At 44.1% G+C, this 26,180-nt stretch carries 23 protein-coding genes and 1 tRNA gene; 14 read left to right on the top strand and 10 right to left on the bottom strand.

Translation table 11 applies throughout. From position 1 onward, the window contains the following. Positions 1 to 186: a Sec-independent protein translocase subunit TatA/TatB gene (locus F0364_RS05400; RefSeq protein WP_153796745.1), complete on the bottom strand. Its 186-nt coding sequence runs from the start codon at positions 184 to 186 to the stop codon at positions 1 to 3. A gap of 206 nt (positions 187 to 392) precedes the next feature. Between F0364_RS05400 and F0364_RS05395 the strand changes: the two genes are divergently transcribed. Beyond that, complete coding sequence (locus tag F0364_RS05395; RefSeq protein WP_153796744.1) at positions 393 to 662, top strand: hypothetical protein; 270 nt, start codon at positions 393 to 395, stop codon at positions 660 to 662. A gap of 8 nt (positions 663 to 670) precedes the next feature. On the opposite strand, the gene F0364_RS05390 is transcribed toward F0364_RS05395, so the two are convergent. Continuing rightward, on the bottom strand, positions 671 to 1,942 hold the full coding sequence (locus tag F0364_RS05390; protein ID WP_153796743.1) for a flavin monoamine oxidase family protein: 1,272 nt from the start codon (positions 1,940 to 1,942) through the stop codon (positions 671 to 673). 237 nt (positions 1,943 to 2,179) lie between these two features. After that, entirely contained in the window at positions 2,180 to 2,959 is a 780-nt protein-coding gene (locus F0364_RS05385; RefSeq protein ID WP_153796742.1) for a DUF4184 family protein, read from the bottom strand. Between the two features lie 161 nt (positions 2,960 to 3,120). Between F0364_RS05385 and F0364_RS05380 the strand changes: the two genes are divergently transcribed. The 5 genes from F0364_RS05380 to F0364_RS05360 all read left to right on the top strand — a co-directional run bounded on the left by F0364_RS05380 (position 3,121) and on the right by F0364_RS05360 (position 9,317). Then, positions 3,121 to 4,269, top strand: a complete 1,149-nt coding sequence (locus F0364_RS05380; protein ID WP_153796741.1) for a response regulator — start codon at positions 3,121 to 3,123, stop codon at positions 4,267 to 4,269. Between the two features lie 44 nt (positions 4,270 to 4,313). Continuing rightward, positions 4,314 to 4,619 (top strand): STAS domain-containing protein, encoded by a 306-nt coding sequence (locus F0364_RS05375; RefSeq protein ID WP_153796740.1) that lies wholly within the window; start codon positions 4,314 to 4,316, stop codon positions 4,617 to 4,619. Then, the gene (locus F0364_RS05370) at positions 4,616 to 5,881 is read left to right on the top strand and encodes an oligosaccharide flippase family protein (RefSeq protein ID WP_153796739.1); all 1,266 of its coding nucleotides are present in this window, start codon (positions 4,616 to 4,618) and stop codon (positions 5,879 to 5,881) included. The genes F0364_RS05375 and F0364_RS05370 overlap by 4 nt, the downstream gene beginning before the upstream one ends. Positions 5,882 to 5,909: 28 nt before the next feature. Continuing rightward, positions 5,910 to 7,949, top strand: coding sequence for a tetratricopeptide repeat protein (locus F0364_RS05365; RefSeq protein WP_153796738.1), 2,040 nt, complete (start codon positions 5,910 to 5,912; stop codon positions 7,947 to 7,949). Positions 7,950 to 8,129: 180 nt separating this feature from the next. Next, positions 8,130 to 9,317: a glycosyltransferase gene (locus tag F0364_RS05360; protein ID WP_153796737.1), complete on the top strand. Its 1,188-nt coding sequence runs from the start codon at positions 8,130 to 8,132 to the stop codon at positions 9,315 to 9,317. A gap of 146 nt (positions 9,318 to 9,463) precedes the next feature. Here F0364_RS05360 and F0364_RS05355 read toward each other — a convergent pair whose 3' ends face one another. The 5 genes from F0364_RS05355 to F0364_RS05335 all read right to left on the bottom strand — a co-directional run bounded on the left by F0364_RS05355 (position 9,464) and on the right by F0364_RS05335 (position 17,689). Further along, on the bottom strand, positions 9,464 to 11,029 hold the full coding sequence (locus F0364_RS05355) for a cellulase family glycosylhydrolase (protein WP_153796736.1): 1,566 nt from the start codon (positions 11,027 to 11,029) through the stop codon (positions 9,464 to 9,466). After that, positions 11,029 to 12,228, bottom strand: coding sequence for a hypothetical protein (locus F0364_RS05350; protein WP_153796735.1), 1,200 nt, complete (start codon positions 12,226 to 12,228; stop codon positions 11,029 to 11,031). Before F0364_RS05350 ends, F0364_RS05355 begins: the two co-directional genes overlap by 1 nt. Positions 12,229 to 12,236: 8 nt before the next feature. Next, positions 12,237 to 15,278 (bottom strand): putative glycosyltransferase family protein, encoded by a 3,042-nt coding sequence (locus tag F0364_RS05345; protein ID WP_153796734.1) that lies wholly within the window; start codon positions 15,276 to 15,278, stop codon positions 12,237 to 12,239. A gap of 291 nt (positions 15,279 to 15,569) precedes the next feature. Next, the gene (locus F0364_RS05340; protein WP_153796733.1) at positions 15,570 to 16,823 is read right to left on the bottom strand and encodes a PQQ-dependent sugar dehydrogenase; all 1,254 of its coding nucleotides are present in this window, start codon (positions 16,821 to 16,823) and stop codon (positions 15,570 to 15,572) included. A 347-nt stretch (positions 16,824 to 17,170) separates the two neighbouring features. Continuing rightward, entirely contained in the window at positions 17,171 to 17,689 is a 519-nt protein-coding gene (locus tag F0364_RS05335; protein ID WP_153796732.1) for a hypothetical protein, read from the bottom strand. A 95-nt stretch (positions 17,690 to 17,784) separates the two neighbouring features. On the opposite strand from F0364_RS05335, the gene F0364_RS05330 reads away from it, so the two are divergent. The 6 genes from F0364_RS05330 to F0364_RS05305 all read left to right on the top strand — a co-directional run bounded on the left by F0364_RS05330 (position 17,785) and on the right by F0364_RS05305 (position 22,853). Next, on the top strand, positions 17,785 to 18,189 hold the full coding sequence (locus F0364_RS05330) for an RrF2 family transcriptional regulator (RefSeq protein WP_153796731.1): 405 nt from the start codon (positions 17,785 to 17,787) through the stop codon (positions 18,187 to 18,189). Positions 18,190 to 18,207: 18 nt separating this feature from the next. After that, positions 18,208 to 18,804 (top strand): hypothetical protein, encoded by a 597-nt coding sequence (locus F0364_RS05325; RefSeq protein ID WP_153796730.1) that lies wholly within the window; start codon positions 18,208 to 18,210, stop codon positions 18,802 to 18,804. A 97-nt stretch (positions 18,805 to 18,901) separates the two neighbouring features. Next, positions 18,902 to 19,891 (top strand): SDR family oxidoreductase, encoded by a 990-nt coding sequence (locus F0364_RS05320; protein WP_153796729.1) that lies wholly within the window; start codon positions 18,902 to 18,904, stop codon positions 19,889 to 19,891. Between the two features lie 32 nt (positions 19,892 to 19,923). Beyond that, positions 19,924 to 20,715, top strand: coding sequence for an SDR family NAD(P)-dependent oxidoreductase (locus F0364_RS05315; RefSeq protein WP_153796728.1), 792 nt, complete (start codon positions 19,924 to 19,926; stop codon positions 20,713 to 20,715). A gap of 92 nt (positions 20,716 to 20,807) precedes the next feature. Beyond that, entirely contained in the window at positions 20,808 to 21,356 is a 549-nt protein-coding gene (locus tag F0364_RS05310; protein ID WP_207632526.1) for a peptidylprolyl isomerase, read from the top strand. Between the two features lie 273 nt (positions 21,357 to 21,629). Then, positions 21,630 to 22,853 (top strand): carboxypeptidase-like regulatory domain-containing protein, encoded by a 1,224-nt coding sequence (locus tag F0364_RS05305; RefSeq protein WP_153796726.1) that lies wholly within the window; start codon positions 21,630 to 21,632, stop codon positions 22,851 to 22,853. 380 nt (positions 22,854 to 23,233) lie between these two features. Here the strand turns inward: F0364_RS05305 and F0364_RS05300 are convergent, their stop codons facing one another. Both F0364_RS05300 and F0364_RS05295 read right to left on the bottom strand, forming a co-directional pair. Continuing rightward, the gene (locus tag F0364_RS05300) at positions 23,234 to 24,055 is read right to left on the bottom strand and encodes an SAM hydrolase/SAM-dependent halogenase family protein (protein WP_153796725.1); all 822 of its coding nucleotides are present in this window, start codon (positions 24,053 to 24,055) and stop codon (positions 23,234 to 23,236) included. Between the two features lie 26 nt (positions 24,056 to 24,081). After that, positions 24,082 to 24,888 (bottom strand): SDR family oxidoreductase, encoded by an 807-nt coding sequence (locus tag F0364_RS05295; protein WP_153796724.1) that lies wholly within the window; start codon positions 24,886 to 24,888, stop codon positions 24,082 to 24,084. A gap of 155 nt (positions 24,889 to 25,043) precedes the next feature. Between F0364_RS05295 and F0364_RS05290 the strand changes: the two genes are divergently transcribed. Further along, positions 25,044 to 25,116: transfer RNA gene (locus tag F0364_RS05290), tRNA-Lys, on the top strand. A gap of 283 nt (positions 25,117 to 25,399) precedes the next feature. After that, entirely contained in the window at positions 25,400 to 25,909 is a 510-nt protein-coding gene (locus F0364_RS05285) for a hypothetical protein (RefSeq protein WP_153796723.1), read from the top strand. The last annotated feature ends 271 nt before the right edge of the window (positions 25,910 to 26,180 follow it).

Below are 26,180 nucleotides of genomic sequence, written 5' to 3'. Positions count from 1 at the left end.
TTATTCAGCGGCTTTTGTGTCTTTCTTTTTCTCTTCTTCTTTTTTGGTATCTGTGTCGCGGGCATCATTAAACTCACGGATGCCTTTGCCGATGCCTTTCATAAATTCCGGAATTTTACGTGCGCCAAACAAAACCAGTATTACAAGGGCGATAATCAGTATTTCCTGGAAACCAAAACTTCCCATATAGCTGCTTTTTTTAAAGAAATTAGTTACTCAACCGTTATATACGCAGGCAAGGTACAAATTGTTTTCTATCAACAAACAAGCTTAATAAGGCTGCTGTGTGCAGGTACAGGTATTTGCTTAAAAGATGAGGGCTGTGCAAAATTTTTTGCTGCTTCTTTCGTTAGGATGGCAACTGTAGCACATTAATTGCTGAGGGAACATTTATGCAAATACGCTTTGTTAAAAATATCCAGTTTACAAAACTGGTGAAGGCTGACGGAAGGTTGAGGGAATTTAATTTCAGGAAGATGAAAGGCCCTGAGGAAGAGCTGTTTAGCGTGGATGTGGTGGATGACAGGGGTAACAGGATTATCTTCCAGATGAGAAAAGAAAACGGTGGCTGGCGCATGACAGAACAGCAGTTGCCCGGCTGGATACTGGCACAGGAGAGCATCCTGAACGAGCAAATTGAAGAAGAACTTAGAAATAATTAAACTGGCAGTTAAATACGGTTTTCAAAACCTTCGGTTACTTTTTTAGCGCTTACCAACGCTGCCTCGACTGTGCCGGGGAATGGGCCTTCATACAGGCCTTCGCCGGCGAAGTAAACGTGGTTGCCTACAGGTTGCTGCAACACTTTTCGTGCCCTGGCGGAGTGAAGCGTATCGTAACTGTAACCGCCCAGTGTAAAATCTTTTACCTGCCAGTTGTGCACCAGCGAGGCTGTTATTAGGCCGGTTATTTCTTGCTGCGGCAGGCAAAAAATGTTTGCCAGCGAGGTAATGGCCAGGGATAATATCGTTTCGTCACTGTCGTTTTTAAATGCTGCTGCGCTGGCGCCGCCCAGCCAGCCTGTGAGCAACGGGTAGCTGCCCGGAAACTGTGTCCACCAGGTGCGGATAACTTCATTGCTCAGGATAAAGCCCAGCTCATTTTTATAGCGGTGCCACAGCGCTTCTTTAAACTGCAGTTGTATTTTAATAACCGGCCCAAAACCCATATTGGATATGGCCTCCCTCACTTCTGTTTCCAGCGGTTCAATTTCCAGCGATGCTTTTGACTGGTTGCTTTGTAAAACACCCAGGGGCACGGTTATTATAACTTTGCCGGCATTTAGTATTTCCCCGGTGTTGCAGGTAATTTCCACGCCTTCATTTTTTACGGAAACATGTTTTGCTATACAGCGGTAACGAATAACGCCACCTGCGCCGGTAACCTCTTTTTGCAGGTAGGTTATTAATTGCTCATATCCCCCCGGTATGCGGTAGTGTTCAGGTTCCTCATTTATCCATTCATCCCTTAACGCAAAGAGGCTTGCCTTGTTGATATCTGCCAGGTCGTAGCCTTCAGCAAAAGATTTTACTGTGTTACGGAATTGGCTGTATTTGTCGTCAGCAAAATAAGCGGATAAAAATTGGGCGATAGTCATGTCTTCTGCCTGTTGGTTCATTACCTGCATCAGGTAGTCCCAACCTGTTATTAGTTCATCTTCTTCCTGCCACTTGCAGTCGTTTACGCGTATCATGCTGCCCTGCACAGGCCGGTATTCTATCCCGGCTTCATCCAGCAATTGCAATGTTACCGGCAGCCTGCCATGAATGAATTCAGCACCAGCTTCTATGGGCTGTTCAAATAAAGGGTGGTGGATAGTGTGTATCCTGCCGCCGGGTTTATCAGCGGCTTCCAGCAGGGTAACCTTGTATCCTTTTGCAGTTAATTCTTTAGCAGCCATTAAGCCGGCAGCGCCGGCGCCTATAATAACAACGCCATCCATAAAACTAAGTATGTATTACAAGTTACACAATACTGTAATGGTGGAGAAAACTTTCCGGAGGCTGCGTTTGAAATGATAAGATAGCCAAGGATAGTTGTTGTGCGCAAGCGCTGTGGGTATTAATCGGCACAGCCGTACTTTTCGAAATATGGCAATAAATGCCGTATATTTTTTCTTTCAGATTTATAACCAGATTAATCAATTAACTCTAAGATATGCAGGTGGATTTATTATCTTTTATTTGCCATAATAGTTATCCGGCAATTTGCTTTTCGTGTAGGTTTTGCGTGCGGAAAATAACAGGCAGGTAATTAATAACCCAATGTGCAGGGCGCTTATGGAAACTACAATGATTTGGCCGGCTAACTTTTCATCGGGCATGCCTGCCAGCCACCGTATTGAACCGGCTATAACACCTATTGCAAAAACGAGCACCCAGAATTTTCCTATTGTTTGATGTTTTTGACGGGAGCCGTTATACTTAGGCAGGCGTTTAATAAAGCAATAAAGAATGGCCATACCTAGTATGCTGCTAAACCCCTGTAAAATATTATAAAGCGGAACCGAATAACCTGCAATATTAAATTTATGCAGCAAGAAACGAAGTTGGGTGGCAAGGTAGTATTCCTCGTCATGCGTAAAACCATCCCAGATAAAATGAGTCAATGTTCCCAGCAATAGCGACAAAAGCACGATGAGGAAATGCTTTTGGATGTATGCTATCCAATTGAAATTGTAAGCGAAGCAAAATCTTAGATAAAGCGATTGAGGCAGATGGGTTATAAGCGGTTTCCTCACTATGGCATGATAAAGAACATATAGAAATAGTCCCAGGGGAATATCGAACAAAAAAATGCCTGGTAATGTATGGCCGTAATGACCATACAAAGTCATTCTTACAAAATATTCATAGTCGGGCACCATACTGCCTATAGCCAGTGCAGTGAAAGACAGTTGCCCGCTTTTAATATTTTTTAAAGGAATTACCGCAGAAACATGTGCCGGAGTAAAAGGCATTTACCATAATTTAATTAGTACTCAAGACAATTTAATAGGAGCAGGCATACAGCCTTATTAATTTTGTTAAGAGTTGCGAAAGTATTTAAAACCTGTGAGACTTGCCATATTGCTTCTTTTGTTTTATCTGCTTTCATCTTCATTATACTAAAACCAATATCATGAAAATCCTGGCTGCGGATGATCAACCCCTCATCCTGAAATCTATCTCCAACAAGCTTCAATCATCAGGTTACGAAGTGTTTTGCGCCGGTAATGGCAAAGACGCCATACGCTTATACGACGAACATCAGCCTGATCTGGTAATCACAGACCTTGGAATGCCGGTTGTAACCGGTGTTGAGGTAATTCACCATATAAGAAACGTAAAGAAGCAGGATACACCTATCATCGTTATGTCTGGCAGGGAAGATGAAGATACTATTGTTAATGCTTTTAAGATGGGGGTTGATGACTACATTGAAAAGCCGGTTGGCGTAAAAGAAGTCCAGGTGCGTATACAACGACTGTTTAAGCATGCTCCTTTACTGCCATTTACAGAAGCCGTGGCAGATAATCATGTTACACGCACCATACAAAAGAAATGCATTGGGGTTGTTATACCGTGCTACAATGAAGAGCGCCGTCTGTTAACAAAAGAGTTTTCTGATTTTGTTTACAGTAATCTTGGATATCATCTGTGTTTTGTAAATGACGGCAGTAAGGACAACACACTAGCCGTGCTCGAATCTCTTTCCAGGGGACATGAAGACAGCATTAGTGTATATAACTGTCCTGTTAACGGAGGTAAAGCAGAAGCGGTACGGCAAGGTATGCTGCACCTTGCAAAAGACGAACAGTTTGACTATATCGGATACCTGGATGCCGACCTCTCCACCGATTTTAAAGATTTTGACGAACTTGTAAAAACGATTGAATCTTCTTCATTTAAAATAGTAAGCGGTTCCCGCATTAGCAGGATGGGCGCAAACATCACTAAAAACTCTGCCCGCGAAATCATCAGTAAAGCTATCAATATGCTTATTCGCAGGATACTCGGCATGAGCTTCCAGGATACGCAGTGCGGCGCCAAGGTAATGACGAGGGAGGTAGCAGAAAATGTGTTCAATAAAAAGTTCATTACAAGATGGTTGTTTGATGTGGAGATTTTTCTCCGCATGAAAAAGTATTATGGTGAGAAAGATGTGCAGGACCTCATTTGTGAACAGCCACTTAAGCGGTGGATACATGCAGATGGTTCAAAACTTTCGATGAAGGATTCATTAAAAATTGTGAGCCAGTTAGGCCATATCGCCATTCACTACCGCTAACTAACTTCTGCCTTTTAATTACAAACTACACACCTGATTCTAATATGCAAACTGCAGCTACATGCCACTTTAGTTTTAAAGGCAACCTTTCCGGAAGAAAAGCGCTTGAGGTAAAACAGGCGTTGGCGGGCATGATAGACAAAGGAAATCATTGTCTTATCGTGGATTTAACAAGTGTATGCGATGCTGATATCGCTGGCGTAAACGCTCTTGCCCTTACTTATAAGAAACTAAGGGATGTGGGCGGTAAAATGGAAATAAGATTGCATAGGGAAGGGCAATTGGCGAGGATGCTGCATATTACAAGATTTGATCTTTTACTGACAATAAAATTCGTGCAGTTATCATGAACAGGAAAGCTGGCAATTACCTGGCTAAAGAAGGGGCAATGCTCTTTATAAGCACCTTGGTGGTTAATCTTGGCAACTATGCCATTAACCTGCTGCTTGGCAGGTGGCTTGGCCCGGCTGATTTTTCTGAAGTAAGCCTCCTGGTAACACTAATGCTAATGCTATCATTCTGGGCACTTGCATTTCAGCTTACGGGCGCCAAATATGCTGCTGAATATATTGGGGATAACAAACCGTACCTGTTGCCTCAGCTTTCGCGATGGTTACGGGACCTTGCCTTGAAAGCAGGCCTGGCGTTGGCTATTCTTTTAGCAGGCCTCTCCTTTTTCTGGAAAGATTTTTTTCAAACAGTCTCTTTTTTGCCTTTCATGATTTTTGGCGCAGGCATGCCGCTTTACCTGCTAATGAGCGTTAACAGGGGCATTTTGCAGGGGCAAACTAAATACAGCCGTTTTGCACTTACTTACCAGGCTGAAATGTGGGCAAGACTGGTGATTAGTGTGCTGCTGGTTTGGCTGGGATTTGGTATTAACGGCGTGGCCTGGGGTATTACATTGTCTTTTCTGGTTACACTGTTTGTTTCCAGGGTGAAATTTGATGGAATCAGTAAAAAAGAAATCCTGCCGGATACAAAAAAAATTTCCCGTTTTCTTTTAATGATATTGGTGTATGAATGCAGCCAGATATTGATAAACAACAGCGATACTGTACTTGTAAAACATTTTTTTTCACCGCAGGATGCGGGGCTTTATGCAGCCCTGGCTTTAATGGGGCGCATTGTTTACTTTGGCACATGGACAGTGGTTACGATGTTATTTCCCGCAGTTATCAGGTTGGAGAAAGAAGGCAAACCGCATAGCAGGTATTTTGCGGCAGGTTTAGCGGCGGTGGCCGGGATGGCCGGGGTTATTGTTGCAGCCAGTTATTTGTTTCCGGTATGGGCAGTAAACATTCTTTTTGGCGCTGAATACCTGTCTATTGCACCGCTACTTTGGCAATATGCACTGGCAACAGCGTTATTCGCCTGTGCCAATGTGTTTGTTTATTATCATTTATCGCTTAACCGCAACCTGCCTGCATGGCTGATGATAGGCGGAGGCTTTTTGCAGATACTTCTTATCAGTTTTTATCATGCAAGCTTTCAACAGGTCATCAGCATACAAATTACGCTGATGGCAGGAATGCTTACCGTTATGATGACCTACCAGTTTTTGCTTCACAGAACTTGTGCGGCATTACCCAAACCTTCAAATGCTGTTTAACACTAAACCTTGCTAAAACCAATCATCCATGAAACACCTTGTACTGTTTTTATTTTGTATCACTACCGTATTGTATAGCCGTGCGCAGGATGAGCTAAAGCCGGGCTTTAAGATGCTGGAAAACGGAAAGTTTGATGATGCCGCCTTATTTTTCAGGAAATACCTTGATACACAAGACTCAGCCAACCGAACAGCATTATTGTGTTATGGAAGGGCAATAGGCTTATCGGGGCAGGTGCCGCAGGCAAAGAAGGTTTTTGAAAACCTGTTGGAAAAATATCCCGGTGATTTCGAAATATCGCTAAATGCTGCCGAAGCACTTATGTGGGGCAAAGAGTATGCTTTAGCCAAAACATGGTATGAAAGATTGCTGCTGGAGAAACCGACGGACTTTGCGGCAAACCTGGGGTATGCAAACGCTTTATGCTCCCTGCATGATTATGCCAAGGGGCTTGAGTACATAGATAAAGCACTTAACATTCAGCCGGGGAATACCAATGCCTTAATAAGCGGTAAGTACGCCCGGCTGGGACTTGCTGATAGTTATGCCAAAAATCAGCAATACATGAAGGCGGCCATTTTGCTGGAAGATGTGCTGCATACTTTTAATAACGACAGGGAAGCGCTGTTCGCAAAGGCCCAGTTGAAGATAATGCTGGAACAGTTTGAGGAGGCGCAGAAAATAAACAACGATTTGCTGGAGATTACCAAAGGGCAAACAGAGGTTTACCTTAATCTTTCTTATATATCTTTTTTGAGGAAGAACAAAAAACTGGCACTGGTTTATGCAGACAAAGCTATTGCCAGTACAGTTACGCAACCTGAAAAATACCTAAAGGCAAGACTTGGCAGAATAACCGCTCTTGGGTGGAATGAGAAATTTAAACAGGCATTTGCTGAACTCGATTCCCTTCAGCGGCAATTTCCGGAAAGTAACGACGTACTATTGAAAAGGGCAGGCCTGCTTACCTGGAACAAAGAGTATGGCCGTTCCGCGGGGTTGTTTAAGCAGGCGCTGGCCGAACAGCCATCTTCCTTTGATGGTAACTTGGGCTGTGCTGATGCCTTATTTGCCCAGGAGTTAGATGATGAATCGAAAAAATACGTGCTTAAGACACTGGATTATTACCCCAATCAAAAAGATGCAAAGGATTTTTTATCAAGACTGTCCCTGCGGCATGCACCCGCTTTTTCAACTCATGACTTTTACAGCAGCGATAAAGGCGGAAACTCATCCAGGAACTACCAGGTGGCCGGTTCAACTGATTTGATTACCAACGTAAGGCTGACTGCGGAATATAAAAGGCGGGAGGCAAAAAGCGCTGCAGACAAAAGCTATGCACACAGCGAAAGCTTTGGACTTTCATTGCGGTGGCGTTTTAAGCCTTACTGGTTAATAAGCGGCACATTGAGCAATGCTGTATTAAAAGGCTTAACAGATAACCATAATCATTTACTGGCAGATGTGGCTTCTGAATTTAAACTTACCAAAAATCAGTCGCTGGAATTGAGATATCAGACCAATGTAGAAAATTTTACTGCCGGTTTGATTGACAATAACCTTAAGCTTAAACACATGATAGCTACCTACAACCTGAATACTGACATAAAGCTTGGATTATATTCTCAGTATTATCATACAGTCTATTCCGACGGCAATAGCCGCAATCTTCTATTCGCGTCCTTATACTACAATGTTATGGCAGCGCCAGTGGTAAAGTTTGGTTTTAATTACAGCAGTATGGGCTTTAAAAAGCAGGTGCCGCAAGTTTATTTCAGCCCGTCAAAATTTAGCGGTTACGAGCTTTTTGGATTAGTGGAGAACCTACAGGTACCCAGGCAAAAAATATTATACCAATTGCTGGGCGCGGCAGGCACACAGCGCATTGAGCAGGAAGGCGGCCAGTCAACTTACCGCTTTACCATAGCGGCAGGATACCGCCCGGCTACCAATGTTGAAGCGCTGGCATACACGTTATACAGTAACAGTGCCACTTCGTCTGTTGTAGGTTATACTTACCAGGAAACAGGTATTAAAGTAAAGTGGATACTGGCGAAGAAATATTAGTTAAGGTGGGCTAATACCCGCTTAAATGCTGCCATGAAAAACCGGACGATGAACGTAGTGATTATTATTTGTTCTTTCACTGAAAGACCAAATAATAACAAAACCATGTTTGCAACGATGCCTCCATAAAGTTCCTGACGCCGGCAACCAAAATTTAAAACAAAAAAACTGATATCCAGTATGAACCCCAAATTAAAAGTAGCCTTGGTTTCTGCTCATCCGCCCGGCAGAGGCACACTGAATGAATACGGTTTTTATTTGCTGAAACATTTACAGCAAAACGACAATATTAGCGAAGTGACGCTTTTAACCGATGAATTACCGGATGGGTTATCATACGATATAAAAAATACAGGCTGCCCGGTTACGGTGAAGAAATCCTGGAAATTTAATAGCTGGCTAAATACCTGGCGGCTACTAAAGGAAGTGCAATCGGCAAAACCTGATGTTGTGTTGTTTAACATACAGTTTTTATCTTTTGGCGATAAAAAAATTCCGGCAGCGCTTGGTTTGCTGGCGCCGTTTTTTGTAAAAATGCTGGGCTTTAAATCGGTGGTTCTGCTGCATAATATTATGGAAGAGGTTGACCTTAAAGGAGCAGGTATTACATCGAACCGTTTGCTGGCAAGTATTTACCGCTTTGTTGGTTCTACGCTTACACGCTTTGTATTAAAAGCTGATATGGTGGCGGTAACAATTCCCAAATTTGTGGAAACCCTGGAGCGTAAATATAAAACAGGCAATGTTGCGCTTATTCCGCATGGCAGCTTTGAAGTGCCGCCACAGCCGAACCTTGCCCTGCCTGCCGGGCCAAAAAAAGTAATGACTTTTGGTAAGTTTGGCACTTACAAGAAAGTTGAGGTAGTAATTGACGCGGTAGAACTTGTGCGCAAAAAAAGCGATATGCCACTGGAGATAGTGATTGCCGGAACGGACAGCCCCAACCGAAAGGGGTATTTGAATGAAGTGAAACGCCAGTACGCACATGTAAACAACCTGCATTTTACAGGTTATGTTGAGGAAGAAGATGTGCCGAAGATTTTTAATGACAGCGCAGTTGTTGTTTTTCCTTACACCAGTACTACCGGCAGTTCAGGCGTATTGCACCAGGCCGGCAGTTATGGCAAGGCTGTTATTATGCCCGACCTGGGCGACCTGGGCGAACTAATGCGTGAGGAAGGTTACGCCGGTGAACTGTTTGAAACTGAAAACGCAGAAAGCCTTGCGGTTGCTATACAAAGGGTAGTTGAAGATGACGCTTACCGTTGTGAACTGGGGGAAAAAAATTACTACGCAGCAGTATCGTTACCAATGGGCGATATTATTGACTGGTACTACCTGCATTTTTTAAGGATACTGAATAAATAAAGCTTAAGGCCGTATCAACATTTTTTTGTGGCCGGCGGCTTTTTTAGCTTATTGGTTAACTAATTGGTTTGCATGATGGCAGAAACAGCCACCCCTGCATTGCCTGTGAATGAAGAATGGCACCTTGCCATAAAGATTTTTAAGAGTTATAATTCTTTTGCTCCTGGCTTTACCCTGCCATCAACGGTTACAATACCAAAATTCTTTTGTGGGTTTCTTCTCCATGGCATACTCCCCGTTACGTTAGCGGGCACTTCTTTAAAATCATAGAGTGTCCATACAAATAAAGGAATATCCCCTTTTTGATGAAGCACTTGCTTAACCTTGGTAAAATAAGCTGCCTGGTCTTCTTCGTTATTACCGGCAGGTGACCATAAGCCACGATATGTTGACATGCCGAATTCTTCCAGTACAAGGGGCTTATTGTTTACTCTTTGCTGCAGTGAGTCTATGTTTGTTGCCAATTCCGCAGGTTCTTTGTAAGAGTGAAACGACACAAAATCAAGAGAGTGGCTTAGGAAGTCTGCATTTTCGGGAAAGGCCCAACCAATTGTTATCAGGTGATTAGGGTCATAAGCACGTGCCCGCTTTAAAGTCCACGTAAGCCATTCGGTAACATCTTCCTTATCATGGTGCTTAAAGTCGAGGTCGGGTTCGTTTTTAATATCCCACGCAAGCACTGCGGGGTGGCGCCTGAAAGCTTTCAAAATGGTTTCAAGCTGACGGTCTGTAGCCGTTAGGTTAAGCAGCCTGTAATCACCTGCAAAATCAAACAGGGTAACAATCACTTTAAGCTGCACCCTTGCAGCATTGTCAAGCAGGTTACCCAGTTGGGCCAGCCTTTCAGGAGGCACATTACCCTTGTTGAAATCATGAAAGTTAACAAACACACGAAGACTGTTAAACCCAAGGGATTTAACCAGGGCAAAGTCTTTGCGGATAACAAGGCTGTCGTAGCGGGACCAAAACAAAGACCAGGGCGTTTTTTGCGGGTAATAGTTAATGCCTTTGGGGAAAAATAAAGTATCGTTGCAATAGAACTGCTTTCCTTTGACCTGCACAAGCCCTGCTTTATTAATGTCAACTGTATCAGTTGGCGGCAGTGGCGAAGGTTCTTTTTTTAGGATGTTTTTTATTCTCCAGTAACCGTCTTCAAGAAGCATTACCACATCGTAATCGGCGGTTATCTCGCCAGAGAAAATCTTTTCACTTCCGTCTTTTTTATAGAGGCGCTGTTTAAGAAGCAATTGTTTGTCTGTAAAGGAAACAATCTGGCCATCCGCAGAATAAAAATGAAGTTGTATGTTATGCTTCAAATCCGTTTCATGAAGTTGCATGGTGTTGCTTACAGACTGAACTGTTTGTAAGGCTTTAGGCAGTGCCGATGGGGTAAAATAGTCCTTAAGACCTGTTGCTGTACCATTCAGGTAACTCAGGTGCAGTTGGTACCAGCAGCGTATATAATCTTTCATAATCTGCTGCCGGTTAAAGTCTTCCATTTTTCTGCCCGTTACGCTGTCATCGGGCAGCCATGTAACGGAAGGCACATGCGATTCTGGTAAAGTTGGCGGCACGTTAAGCGCAGTGGAGCGGTCTGCGCCGCTGTTAAAGTAAAACCAAAACTTAGCGAAAATACCCGTTAGCAGCACCAGGCAAAAAACTGAGGTAACGGCAAACCAGCCCCTATAGTATTTGATGCGTTTTTTTACCATTATCGTATGCTGAATTCAACGGTTTGGTTGGTGTTGAACAGCGTAATTATTGCTTTATGTTTTCCCTTTGGCAAACCGCTGACGTCTATATCAGCATAACCGCCAATGGTTTCACTTTTTATTATTGTTTTCCCGTTTACGAGGGCGGATACAACGGTGCCATTAGGTACCAGTTGTTGCAATTTGCCGCGTAGGGGGCCTACTGTTATTCTCTTACGGTTATCATCGAATATTGCTATTACCTGTTGAAAAGCACCAGTGAAAAAAATACTTAAGGAATTGCTTTCGGCACCACCTGTTACCGAGGCCCTTACTGTTATGTAACCTGCCGCGGCCGGGTTCTGCAAGCTTATACTGGCTATGCCACCTAATGTATAACTGTTCAGCTGCCTTATTGTTCCATCCGCATCGGTGCAATTAAATAAAACATTCGTTCCTTCCGGTGCAATGTTGCCAAAACGGTCTTTCAGCACATCTGTTTTTATGGTGAAATTTTGACGGGCATCCGCATAAATACTTTTTCTTTCAGCAGTTATTGAGAACGATGCCGGAAAACCTGCGGTTTCAACCAGTTCTTTTTCTTTACTGCTTACGCCATTGATGCTGATACCTGCGAATGTTTTACCTGCTTTGGTACCAGCGGTGATTTTGTAAGAAGCAATGCCGTAACGTGTTTGCGCAAGGTGGTGCTCCCTGCCTTCACCGGGCCGCAGCAACTCAATATCCGTTGTGCTGTTTTCTTTTATAAGGTTGCCATACTTATCAGTAGGTACGGCGGTTATCATCGCCCAGTCCCGGCCATCTGCAATTACCGATTTTGAACCGAGATAGGTATCCGGCAAACCTGCTGCCGGCAATGGCGTTACCACTATTTGTTTCTGCAACAGAAAACATTCTTTGTAAAAGGCCCGGATGGTTACCGTGCCGGAAAGGGTATCGTTAATGATTATCTTTTTATTTTGCCCGGTAACATATTCCGTTACTGTAGTGCCCCAGCTTCCATTCTGTATAATGTACACGGTTTCACCGTTTGGAATGTTCGAAAAAAAGGCTGTAACGCTTGTATGGCTGCCAGCCACCACGGAATCCGGGGCCTGCAGCTCTCCCGTTGCCGCAACCTGCCTGTTGGGCGGCATTTTATTGGTTCCGCAAGAGACAAGCATTGCAGATGCCAGGAACAGTAAGATATGCTGTTTCATCGCGGGCATCAGTAGATAGTTGGGTTTCCAATGTATGAATTTACCAACAGCCTTGTATAAAATACAGTGCCTGTTACCGGGATTAACTCCGGCCGCCTGCTTAAGTCATAATTGTATTCGATACTGCTTTGAGGCAGCCCGTTTACATAAAAATCTTTTTCAGTGGCGTTACTTATCAGCACTAATCTATCCAGGTGGGGGATGCTGGCTTCAAAACCTTCCCTGGCCTGCTGGCGTATGCCATCACGCAGAAACAGGTAGTCAACCCATCGTACAGACATGTCTTTGTCATAATAGGTAAACAGTACCTGAGGTACGCTTATTTCATCCGTACCCTGGTTATATACTTCGCCACTTATTTTGCTGTTGCTAATGCGTACCTGCTGCACACCGGCGTCGCGGTACATGTCCTTATCTGCCACAACAGCCCGGGCCAGTACCTTAAAGCTGGCGGGCAGTTGCGTAAAGCCGTAAGCTGTAAACTCCGCCGGGTTAAATTTTAATGGGCTGCTGTCGTCATTTTTTACCCATGCGGTTTCTTCAAATTCAATCCTGAATGGCACGGCTTCTTTGGGTAATACTTTGTGAATGGTGGCATACTTTGCATTATAGGCAACCAGCTTGCGGCCCATATTATCATAAAGCTCAGCTTCAATAGTTATATGGGCTGGCAGCTCGTCCACATTTTGTATTTCCCCAACAACCACATACTGACTGTCTTTTTGCACCAGCTTAGAAGACAGTATCCGTAGTGCCGGCCTGTCAAGCACGTCATCGTGTTCGGTGGCGGCAGTGGTTATTGTACGTTTTCCCTGGCTGTGTAAGGCGAGCACCGCTTTTTCCATGTGTTCATCGGGTGCTGTAGCATGGCTAAATACGGGCGGCTGTATAAACCAGTTGTCACCCTTTTTTACCAGTTCATGTTCCGTTTCAAAATGATAGCGCTCCAATGGTGTTACCCAGTCAGTTCGAACCATGGCCGTCATTTTTCCCGGCTTTTTATCGAGTATTTTAATGGCGATGGAGTCAAGCTTTCCATAGGAGGCGAGTAAACCATCTCTTACAGACAATTGCAGCACGTAGTCATCAAATGCTATGCTGCCGGCAGGGAAGTAACTATATGCTTCCTTAAAATATTTAAAATCCAGTGCGTTGTAATAAGCCTTAATAAGCGTTTCAGGATTTTTTTGGTAAGAAGTAAATGCCGCCTTTATCCAAAAGCTACCCGCAATCAGCAGTACCAACCCCATCCATCCAAAAAGCCAGCGGTTGCCCGTTGAGGGATTAAATGAGGAGGACACTATTTCTTTAAAATGAAAATAAAAATAATGCCGCCTGAACCAAAAAAGCACAAGCACCATGTTGCAGAATGCCGCAACAGGCAATATTCCCCACATTTTTTTCTGGTAGCCGGGCATTTCTTTTTTAGGCAATACAGAAGGCAATGGGGGGATATCATGTTTTTGCCATACCATAATACCGTTCTCCAGCCGCTGCACCCTTTCCCAACCGGCGAAATACAGAATAGGATCGTAAAATTTATCATTAGAGAAAATAAACTTTAGATAGTATTTTTCAGGTATGGTTAGAAACTGTTGTAACGAGCCTACACCCTGTATGCCTTTGAATTTTGAGTTTTCCAATCTTTCCAACGGTTGGCTTGTCATTTCAGGTACACGCCTGGCAGAGTGATAATTACCGTCTATAGAAAGCGCTGTAGTTTGTGCTGAAAGCCAGGCCATCTGGTCTCCAAAGCCCAGCGTCATAAAGCGCCACCGCTCATGCTGGTCGCGTTCAAGAAAGCTAAGTATGGGTTTAACATCTATTGGTTGGGGCTGCAGAGAGCGAAATTTGTGAAAATTGATGACGAACAATGCCTGAAAAGCTACCACACCAATCATCAACCCGGCTACCGCATTGTAAACTTTTTTATTGTATCGCCTTATCAGCCGCTCTCTTATATCACCTTCAATCAACCTTCTGAAAAAATCTCCGATAAAGGGTATAGCCATTACCGATGCCCAAAAAGTAAAACGGTCAAGTGTAAGTATATTAAAAGCGTTATTGCCTAAAATCATCTTTGGCAGGGGGGTTGTTCCCCCCGTGCCCAGCAACAGCATCAGGGAAAAAGATAAGGCCAGGAAAATATTACGCCTGGTATAAAGACTTTTGAAAACATAAGGCAGCATTAAAAGTGTAAAACCCATGGGTATTAAAAAGAACATCAGGCCAGATGACAAAACTTCAATAAAAGAATCCCTTGAACCGTGCGGTATCGGCACCTGGGTAATTGGGTCTGTTTTAGACCAGTACCAATAGGGAAAGATAATCAGAACCATTTCTGCTATCAGTATCGAGAAAAACCAAAATAACTGCCAGAACTTTTTAAATGCAGCACGCACAACAGACCATGCCACTTTAAAAAAATTGCCTTCCCACCCTGCTTCATCCAACAAGGCAGTCGCGATAACCGGTGCAATAAAAAATACAATGCCAAAAACTGTGGTTACGTGATGAGACGCTACCGTAACACCCAATATGGAGAGCGCTGTAACAAGATGTTTTTTCTTGCGGTTGCGGAAATAGCTATACACTTCAGGCAAGGCATTGGTCAGGCAAGAAATGCCGATGATGGTTGGCAACTGTCCGTAAATGTGAATGGTTTGTACGATAGAGGAAGCTGCAACCGCAAACAAAGCAGCATACCCGGCAGAGCGCTTGGGCACCCATAGCTGGGCAAAGCGATAGATGCCCACAACAAAAAAACAAAGGCCGCAAAGTATTACAGTAATAAAACCAAACTTCAGGCCGCCTACAAACGAAAGCAACGCAATTAACTGGTGGCTTAATGGCGGGTAGCTGTTAACCGGAAAACCGGTGTACCAACGGTATTCCCATGGCTCAAACCATGTTCGGGCATAATGGTCGGCAAAGAATATATGTACAAAAGCATCGTAGGTTTTGTCAAGATTGTATAGCAGGGCAGAGCCATGCAAAACAACCGCCAGAACAAGCGCTATATGTAAAAGTCGGTCAGCTTTCTGAGGCATGTGTTTTTCAGGATAAGCTAATTTAGAATGTTTATGTTAATTAGCTCGAAATTTTCCAATGGGGGAGCACTTATATTATTGCCCCGTAAGTGCTGCATTCGCAACCTTTTTGTCAAAGCAACATTAAGTGCTTTACCCGGGTCTGAAAAGCCGCCCAATGAACTGAACGATGAACGGATTGCGACGCAACGAAGATGCTATGAAAAACTGTCGCTGGTATCTAAAACAACAACTGGCCAAAAGCTTGCACAAGCTTTTGGCCAGTTGAACCTTGTTATGCCGTTAATGCAACTAATTTTTACTGATGCGGTAAAGGCTTCCGCCATCTGTTACGGCGTAGAGCATACCGTTGCTGTAGGCTATATCCCTAAACCTTTCCTTTTTGTCTGCCAGCAACCTTTCTTCGCCAACAACTTTGTTGTCTTTGATAACCAACCTTGCTATGTGCATGCTGCTGAGGCCGCCAATAAACAGGTTATTTTCCCATTCAGGTATGGCGTTGCCCTTATAGAAACTAATGCCGCTGGGTGAGATAACGGGATCCCAGTAATAGATGGGTTGTTCCATGCCCTCCTTCTGCTGTTTGGCTTCGCCAATAGGCTCTCCGCTATACTCTATGCCGTAGGTGATAACAGGCCAGCCATAGTTGTTGCCGGCGCGGATGATGTTAACTTCATCGCCGCCACGTGGGCCAAACTCAACCTCCCACAAATCGCCGGTAGCAGGGTTGATATCGAGCCCCTGTGGGTTGCGCAAACCGTAAGCTACCAGGCCCGGCATGGCGCCTGGCTTGCTGCTGAAAGCATTGGAAGCGGGTTTGCCGTCCGTAGTTATCTTGAATATTTTGCCCTGGCCGGTTTCCAGCAACTGCGCTTTTGCCCTGCCTTCGGGTATTGACCTTTCGCCCGTGCTTACAAACAGGTTGCCATCCTTATCGAAAATTAACCTTGAACCAAAGTGCAGGTTGCTGTTGATGGCCGGTGTGGCGCGGAAAATAACCGTTGGGTTTTCAATAACGCCTTTAGCTTCGTCAAGCTTTCCTTTAGCCACGGCGGTAAGATTGCCTGACTCATATTTTTCGGAGAAAGACCAGTAGATGATTTTATTGTTATCGAAAGCCGGGTCAAGCGCTACATCCAGCATACCGCCCTGGCCGGCATCTTCCACCTTTGGAAAACCCGTAATTTTTTTGAGGTTTTTTCCATCGGCGTCCGCTACCTGCATAAAGCCTGATTTATCTGTGATGAGCAGCCTGCCATCCGTTAAGGGAATGACAGCCCAGGGGTTGCCAAGTTTTTCAGCAATCTTATCAACTTTGTAAGCCGTGGTGGTTTTTGCCCCGGCTATTCTTGTTTGTCCTTTAAAAGCCGGTTGGTATTTACTGTTAGGCTCATTGGTTTCTACAGGGGGCAGACCGGTTGTATCCGCAGCCGCTGTTGAAGCTGTGGAATCGGCCTGGGCGGAGGTGTTGTTGTTGCCGGAACATGCATAAGCGGTGCTTAAAGCAATGGCGGCGTACACATAGAGAAGCTTTCTTTTCTGCATGAGATGCTGATTTAAAATGAGCGCTAAAAGTAAAGAAAGTTAGCGCAATGTGGCAAGCATAAGCGGCAAGGGTTTTTTAATGCTTCAACTCTATCGAAGCAATTGCAGGTACCTGTTTCGCAGTCTTCCGCATACTTCTGCCCATCTTTCTTGCTTAAACTTTTCGGGTTGGCGTGGGTCGCACGATGGGTTTTGCCAGTGGCAGATTGTCTGTAGAGAGGGGCCACCCATCACCAAAAAACAGGAATGCCTTCTTTCTAAAGAAAAAAAACAATTGTGGGCCCGGCTGGGGAATAAGCAACGATGTACCAGGTACTTCTTTATGTTCTATGTACGATACGAAACACTTACAGCCCAAACCTGAAGCCGGCTTTAAATGCAATCCACGATGCCCAGCCTGAAGGGTCTTTAGCTGCAAAACCATCGTAGTTAATACTAAGGTCAAGACCCAGCAGTTGAGCACCCACACCTACATCAGCAGTAAAGCGGGACATATTGTCCGCATCTTTTGGTTTAATAACAGCCATACCCGCATTGGCGTTTAAAAACAAAAGTTTGCCAACCACGTATTGTCTTAGCCCCAGCTTTACAGGTACATAACCAAAATTGCCAACACCAGAGCCGCTTTTGGAGTTAAATTTTGTATAGCCGGTAGTAGCGGTTAAAAATGTTTGTCCGCGGCCAATACCAACACCGGCCTCGGCGCCGGCGCCGAATCTATAATTGTCTTTAAGATTACTTTGAACGGGCGTATTATAGGTAAGGTGCCCGAAGATGAATACCAGCCTTTGGGCTTTTAGCTGGCCTGCTGATAACAACGCAGTAAGCAAAACGGTGCACAGCACCGGTTTAATCGGTTTTTTCATAGATGAGCTTTTGGTAAAATATGAAATTAACGCTTTATGGTATTGATAACGTAAAACAGATAATTTTTCGCATATTTACGCACTAATTTTGCCGGATGCTTTCGAAGAAAACTCAATATGCGTTTAAAGCGTTAATGTACCTTGCCCAGAAAAAAGAGGAAGGGCCCGTATTGATAGCGGAAATATCAAAAAAGAAAAAAATCCCTTTAAAGTTCCTGGAGAATATTTTACTTGAGCTTAGAAAAGCCGGTATACTGGATAGTAAAAAGGGCAAAGGCGGTGGCTATTTTTTTGCCAAAGACCCATCAAAAGTGTACCTGGCAGAAGTACTGCGGCTTATTGACGGGCCAATAGCCCTGTTGCCCTGTGTTAGCCTGCACTTTTATGAACGATGTAAAAACTGCGATGAAAAGAACTGTGGCCTTCACCGCGTTATGTGCCAGGTAAGAGACGCCAACCTGGCTATACTGGAAAACAAAACCGTGGCGGATATTGAGTAAATTTAATCCTCCTATTGAATGTTCGGGCTTGAACTTTTACTAATTATCAGAAACATCTTTTTACTTTCCAGTATTTACGCTACAATTGTTTTAGTAACCCTCCTTATATTATCCAAAACAACAACCTGGCACTGGGTAAAAAGCATAGTTAACAAAAAGCTTCGCTTTTGGTTGTTCACTCATCTGGTCATATCGGTTGGGCTGTTTATATACTCATTCTCCTATTGGCAAAATACTGGCATCGGAGGCCATTCCCAGATACCTATCGGTTATGGTGAGTACATCCAGAACGAAGACTTTGAAATGACATACTTCTCTCCAAGTGATAATAGTGCATTGCCGACCCAAACAGAGTTTGCTATTGATAATTACAAGATATCCGGTAATATTCTATGCGCTGAAATTTCAGACGACCACGCGGAAAAAGAAAAATATGATTTCATAGTGTACAATCTGGAAAATAAGACCTTTACAACTTTTTCGGATAGCCAGGAATATAGTAATTACGCTAAGAATCATTCGCTGCCCATGGCTGATGAATTTTATGATTTCCGGCAGCATTTTCATGAATACTTAAAGAACCGGCCTGAATGGAGACGCTGGTTGTTACCTTGACGATATGGGTAAACCTTTAGTGCAATAATATCCATATTCCCCACATTTTCACCCCTACTTTCCCAAACTTTCCGATATTCACGGCCAAACTTTCTGAATGAAGATTTTTATTACAGGCGCTACCGGTTATATTGGTAATAACCTGGCATTGCGGCTTGCAGGCGAAGGGCATACGGTGCATGCGCTGGTACGCTCCCCGCAAAAAGCAATAACGCTTAACCACCCTAACATCATTTTGTTTACCGGCGATATTACCGATGCAGCCAGTGTTGCAAAAGCCATCACCGGCTGCCAACAGGCTTATCACCTGGCTGCTTATGCCCGGGTTTGGGCCAAAGATGTTTCAACTTATTACAAGTTAAATGTAGAGGGCACCAAACATGTGCTGGATGCAGCGCTTACCCATAAGGTAAGTAAAGTTGTGTTTACTTCTACAGCCGGCGTGTTAGGGCCATCCGGCAACAGGCCTGTAAAGGAAGATGACCCACGTATAGGCGATGTGCTGAATGAATATGAAGACACCAAAACACAGGCAGAAGCTTTATGCCTTGATTATGTTCACAAGCACGGCATGCACATTGTAACTGTAAACCCACCCCGTATTTATGGGCCGGGTATTGAAACAGAAAGTAATGCCCTGACCAAACTTACCAAACTGTACATGAGCGGTAAATGGAAAATAATGCCCGGCGATGGTACCAAACGCGGCAGCTATGTTTATATTGACGATATAGTTAATGGCCATGTACTGGCTATGGAAAAAGGCAGAAGCGGCGAACGTTATATCCTCTCCGGTGTTAACGCTTCTTACCAGGAATTTTTTGACACACTTGCCCAGGTTACCGGCGCCAAAAGAAAACTCATCAACATGCCTGTTTGGGCCATGCTTATTGCCGGCAACGCCATGATGCTGCGTACCAAACTAACCGGCAAACCGCCATTGCTTACACCTAAATGGATCAAGAAATATTTATACAACTGGAGCCTTAGCTGCGAAAAAGCGCAGCAGGAATTAGGATACACTTACATACCCCTGAAAGAAGGGTTGCAAAAAACTGTTGACTGGATAAGGCAACAGCAACAATAACAACCAAATTGTTCATTAGCTAAACAAGCACATTGTATTATACTTTAGTTACAGGCTCAAGCAGCGGCATAGGAAAAGCGCTGGCCATAGAATGCGCCGCACGGGGCATGCATGTTTTGCTGGCCGCGTTGCCCGGTGAAGAACTGGATGACACCCACAACTTCATCAGCAGCAATTACAGGGTTAACTGCCATGCCCTGCCGGTTGATTTATCGCTGCCTGGCTCTGCAGAAGCATTGTACAACCGATGCAAACAAAACGGCTACCAGGTAAACATGCTCATCAATAATGTTGGCCTCGGTTCAAAAGGCGCCTTCGAAAAAACATCTGCTGCATTTTATCAAACACAAATCCAGTTGAACATCACCACCACCTGCCTGCTTACCCGTTATTTTATTAACGATTTGCAGCAACATAAGCCTGCTTATATTTTAAACACGGGCAGCCTGGGCGGTTTTTTTGCCATGCCCCATAAAGCTGTATATGCCGCCAGTAAGGCGTTTGTATATACCTTCTCCATGTCGCTGGCGCTTGAGTTAAAACAGGCAGGCATTCATGTAAGCGTGCTGTGCCCCGGCGGTGTAGATACCAACGCCAATGTGCGGGCCAGTAATGCCAGCCTTAAAGGTATAGCCCGTAAATCTATTCTTCAGCCTGAGGATGTGGCCAGGCAGGCTATCACTCAAATGCTAAAAGGCAGGCATGTAATTATACCCGGCGCTGTTAACAAGATGTCTTATTACGCAGGCAGAATAATACCTTCATTTATTAAAAACAGGCTGGTGCTGCGTGCATTTAAAAACCTTAATAAACACAACTATTAATACACTGCATGAACAAAAATATACGCATACTCTGCTTTGCTTGTCTGTTAGCGGCGGCCTGCAGCCACAAGGTTTTTAAACCACGGTATACCATGTTATCAGCGCCTGCTAATTTTAAGGCGAGGTTTGAAACCACCAAAGGAAATTTTGAGATTGAGGCACACCGCAATTGGTCGCCGCAGGCGGTTGACAGGCTGTACCAGCTTATTAAAAGCGGCTCTTACAACAACATAGCCATTTACAGGGTTATCCCAAATTTTGTGGCGCAGTTTGGCACCAATAACGATACGCTGGTAAACAGCCAATGGGCAAAATATAAAATTACCGACGAGCCTGTTATGCACAGCAACGACTCCGGCACGGTGGCGTTTGCCCGTTCCGGAAAGGATAGCCGCAGCAACGATATTTACATTAACCTTAAAAGCAACCCGCGGCTGGATACCATTTTTTATAACGATACCAAGGGCTTTCCCGTTATAGCGGTGGTAACAAGGGGCATGAACGTGGTGCAGCAGTTTTATAACGGTTATCAGGAAGAGCCCATGGCAAAAGCAGGAGACAGTATACCGGAATGGAACAAATACTTCAAGGAAAAATACCCGCTGCTGGATTACATTAATAAGGCCTACATTATAAAGTAACATAGCTCCCGCATTTTGTTGCGTATTGTATCAACTAAAAATTAAGGATATCAGGGGGTGTCCCTCGTACCTCGGGCCGGGCTTTCCGCTATTACTCCGGCACAAGGCTTTGCTGCGATGGCCTCACCGGGGTAACCGCTGCAATCCCTCACCCGAAAGTGCAACACGCTGCTGCTTTTGCAGCCTGGTTAAAGTGAATAGCCATAAACACGAAATCAAAATATTCACCAATCATACAACTAACTATTTAGTTATAATGACTTAATATTGCGCATGCATTGCCAAAGAATAATTTATAGTGCATTGTTTTGCCTGGTATGCTGCGCTGCACCGGCACAGGCGCTTACCGGCAAAGTGCTGGATAAAGAAACACAAAAAGTTATAGCAGGCGCAAGTGTATTCATCAGCAATACAGGTTATGGAACGGTGTCGGCCAATGACGGCAGCTTTTCCTTCAGCAAACTGCCGCCGGGTGAGTTTGACCTTGTGGTATCCGTTATTGGATATGAAACTTTTGTAGTACATATTACCGCCCCGCAGAAACAACTGCTGGTGCAACTTCAGCCCAAAGCCAACGAACTGCAGGATGTAGTAGTTAGCAGCTATGAAAAAGATGGCTGGCAAAAATGGGGCGGCTTTTTCCTCGAAAGTTTTATTGGTGAATCTGCTTATGCAAGGCAATGCAAAATTAAAAACTACAAGACCATTAAATTCCGTTACTCATCCTCAAAAAATTACCTTACAGCACATGCCATGGAGCCGCTCATTATTGAGAACAAAGCACTGGGTTATGAGCTAAAATATGAGATGGTTGAATTTTCTTACGATTTTAAAAGCCATTACCTGCTATATGTTGGGTACCCGCTGTTTATAGAGATGGAAGGCAGTGCAAGCCGCCGTAAAAAATGGGAAAAGAACAGGAAGGATGTTTACACAGGTTCCGTAATGCATTTTATGCGTGCCATATACCGCAATAAGGTGCCTGAAAATGGTTTTGAGATGCGCAGGCTGGAGAAGATTGTAAACAAAGAAAAACAGCGGGTAAAAGGAATTTACGACTATTATGTACGCATTGTTACCGATGCGGATGGCAACAAATCTGTAACCAACGATATTGATCATTTTACCAGCAAGGATTCTTTACGCTATTACGAAAAAATTATGCGGCAGGAAGATGTGAAGACTGTTCTTCACCCGCAACTGGTAGAAGCAGATAGTATTGCTTACGCTGAAGACAGCATTACTGCAGGCCTTTATTTTAAAGACCACCTGCTGGTTACCTATCCATCCAAACAGGAGGCCCCGGAATATTATGTAGGTAAGCTTGGCAGAAGAAAAGATCCTTATGTTACTTCCACCATTGTGTTGGTAAACGGCAACCCCGTAAGCATACAAAGCAATGGCAGTTATTACAACCCGGTAGAGGTAATGACATCAGGCTATTGGGGCTGGAGTGAAAAGATTGCCACTACACTGCCGTTTGATTATGAGCCATGATAGTTTTACGTTCAGCTACTGATACGGAATAAAACGTATTGGATAAGGCAGAACAAGCGTAAAGCTGTATTATATGCAGCAGGGATATATTGTGGGTAGAACAAAGTGTTCCGCCGGAACACAGGTTGTTCAAGGTGCTTATTCTACCTAATACTAAAAATGTATATTAAACGCGGTGCTCATTTCTGTAGTAGATGAATAATACGGAGCGGTGTTGAGGAATAGTGTACAGGGTACTTGTCTTTGCCCGGGGGAGGCTACTACGGCAATTGAGGAATAGAATTGTTGCAGTACAAGTGTTCCAATCTTGCTGCTTCGTCACGCAAGATTGCTCAACGAAGCCTCATAGCAGTACTGTCGACGGCGGCCAAAGAAAGTTCTTATTCAAAATATATTCTTACAACCTGGTACAATAATTTATTCTGAATAGCGGCGGCGTGCTGCGTTTTTTCAGAGAAACCCTGCAGCCCGAAGAAGCCGGCCAGGTTACCTTTGTTAATGGCCAGTTCAAGATAACCTGCCGCATTAAACCATGCCAGCGTGTTGCCTTGCGGCACAGATGCATAACATTGGCTGATGGTATCAATCATCTCGTTACGGGTAAGGTAAATTTTAAAGGCGCGGCCTTTGCGGTATTCTTCAAACTCGTCCCGGGTAATGTTGATAACAACGTTCTCAAAATTGTCAATAAAGATAATCTGGCTTTCCAGTTGGTTAGCCGTAGCTGTAGAGCGCAGCGGATACTTTTCTACCAAATTTGTAACCGGACTGCCAAGCGCATCTACGCCATGCTGGAACAATGCCGGTAAAACTTTTGCCACCGCCTGTGTGCATTGCAGCACATGCAGCGACGATGCCGCGTTAACAGGTATGGCATATACGTGTTGGGGTTTTACCCTTGTAATCATAGTAAGCAGGCCATTATCCGCACAAATAAAATACTGTCCGTTGAAAAGGGTTACCAGCAAGCGTGCAGGCGCCTGTTGAAACAGGTTGGCCACGATAAAGTGAACGGTACCCTCGGGATAATATTTAGCCGCATTGGAACAGATGTAGGCCGCCTGCAAAAAATTATCGGAGGAAAGATTATGTGTAATATCGGCAATGGTTACGGACGGCATAGCCGAAAGCAACTGGCCCTTGATGGCGCCTGTTATATAATCGTTGTTACCTATATCTGTGGAAAGCGTTATAATGGGCATGCAGTAATGAAATTCGCAAAGGTATATTAGTTTACCAGTTGGCCTTTTTTATAAAAGAACCTGTACACCAGCTTATCCGCCAGCGCAGGCAAAATTTTGTTGAGGTAAACGGTTTCTTTTCCCTGTGTGGTTAATACAATGGTACGTTTGCGTTTTTCAATGGCTTCCATAATGTGGGCGGCGCATTCTTCCGCACTCATCAGTTGCTTTTCATTCAATGGGGATTCGCCCTGCGGCTCAGCATTCTTGTTAAGCGCCGCGTTGCGTATGTTACTGCTGGTAAAACCGGGGCATACCCACATAACATTAACACCGCTATAAAGCAATTCTGTACGCAGTGCTTCCATCCATCCGTTTAGCGCATGTTTGGAAGCGCTGTAACCCGTACGTCCCGGCAAGCCGCGGTAACCCGCAACGGAAGATACACTTACCAACTGGCCTTTTTGTTTAAGTATGTAGGGCAAAGCAAACTTTGTGCAATAAACAGCACCCCAGAAGTTCACATCCATCAGGCGCTTTAATGTTTCCAGTTCAGTTTCGCTGAAAAGGGCACGCATAGATAGGCCGGCATTGTTAACAAGTATGTCAATAGTACCGTATAGCTTAATGGTTTCGTTAATAAAATTCTCGCAATCTATTTGCCGGCTTACGTCGGCGGCATAAATTAACAGCGGTTTACCCGGATATTGGGTTTGAAGAACGTAAAGCTTATCATAATCCCGCCCACAGGTGGCAACTTTGGCGCCCTTTTGCAACAACACGTCAACCAAAGCCTTGCCTATGCCTTCAGACCCGCCCGTAACAACCACCACCTTGTCTTTTACATTATACATACAACGTGTAATTAATTTGCAAAAGTAACAGTTAACGCCGTTATTATATGACTGAAAAACAAATTGATAAAAGAGGTAAAAAAATCATTTGAATAAAAATTTGGCTGGCAATCAAATTCTCCTATTTTTGCACTCCCAAAACAAAAAAACGGGATGATTCCGTAGCTCAGTTGGTAGAGCATAACACTTTTAATGTTAGGGTCCTGGGTTCGAGTCCCAGCGGGATCACAGAATAAGTCATAGGCCACTGTAAATCAGTGGCCTTTTCTTTTTAGTCTATTTTTTAGTCTATCAAATACCTTCATAGTGACTTTCCATACCCTACCTTACTCCGGTTAATATGTTCATATAAAGATAGACCAATTTTATTTGAGGTATAGTGCTTATAGTCTATAAACACAGCCGTCCATCAATGAAGCAAGGTTAAGAATTACTGCTGCATATAGGTGATGCATAGCAGGGAGGACAAAGGACGAAAGATTATCTTGGATCTAAACTATCGGGTAGTTATATGATAACCTATGAATGGATTGAAAAACCGATCAACCTTGACCTGAAAGTAAATTTTACACATACTGTTAATCAATCCTCGTTACTATCACTAAAAGCCTTCATAAGTATTTTAGGCAATTGCTCATATAAATCTCCTATTGTACCAGCTTCAGCATTAACTGTCAAAGTCGTCTTATTACTCCCATCGCCAGATGAATTCTCCTGCGGTCTTACAATTCCCGCCGCCTGGTTGCCTATTGAAGTAGCGAATACACCTCTTGACCGCTCAGCAGCGGCCATACTGGGAAAGGTCTTAAGTTTCCTTCCATCCTTTGCATATTGGGTCACCGGCTTGCTCTTTTTTTTGATGACCGCCTGTAGCCTTCTTTTTGGCTTCCCTGGTCAAATCCAACAATGGGCTCCGGAAACGGTTTCTTTCAATAACCCTTGGCTGCTTTTCTTTCCTGGAAGCTATTTGCAGGTTGGAGGGCCGGATATTAAAAATTATCGCCGTCCTTGCAAAGAATAGCTACCGTTGGGTCACTTAGATCAAATGGGCTTACAAAACAATGGTCAATCAACCTGGCGAGTGTAAAATTGTAACGTTTACCATCCATGACAACCCTGTTGGTAAGAAACGGACTAAGATCTCCCTTGAATTGATTGGGAAGGAGCGCATCAAAGAAGCTCTAGGAACAACTCCTGAAAGCAAAGGACATGGAAGACTTTACAAAGACAATGGCGCAGGCCGGCATCCGGGTAGAAAAAGGCAGGGGTATCGCTTTTATAGATGATAAAAA

Origin of the sequence: Foetidibacter luteolus, assembly GCF_009650435.1 — a bacterium.
GTDB classification, from domain to species: Bacteria; Bacteroidota; Bacteroidia; order Chitinophagales; family Chitinophagaceae; genus Foetidibacter; species Foetidibacter luteolus.
The sequence above is the reverse complement of the archived record's forward strand: the minus strand, read 5'-3'. Positions and strand labels throughout refer to the sequence as shown.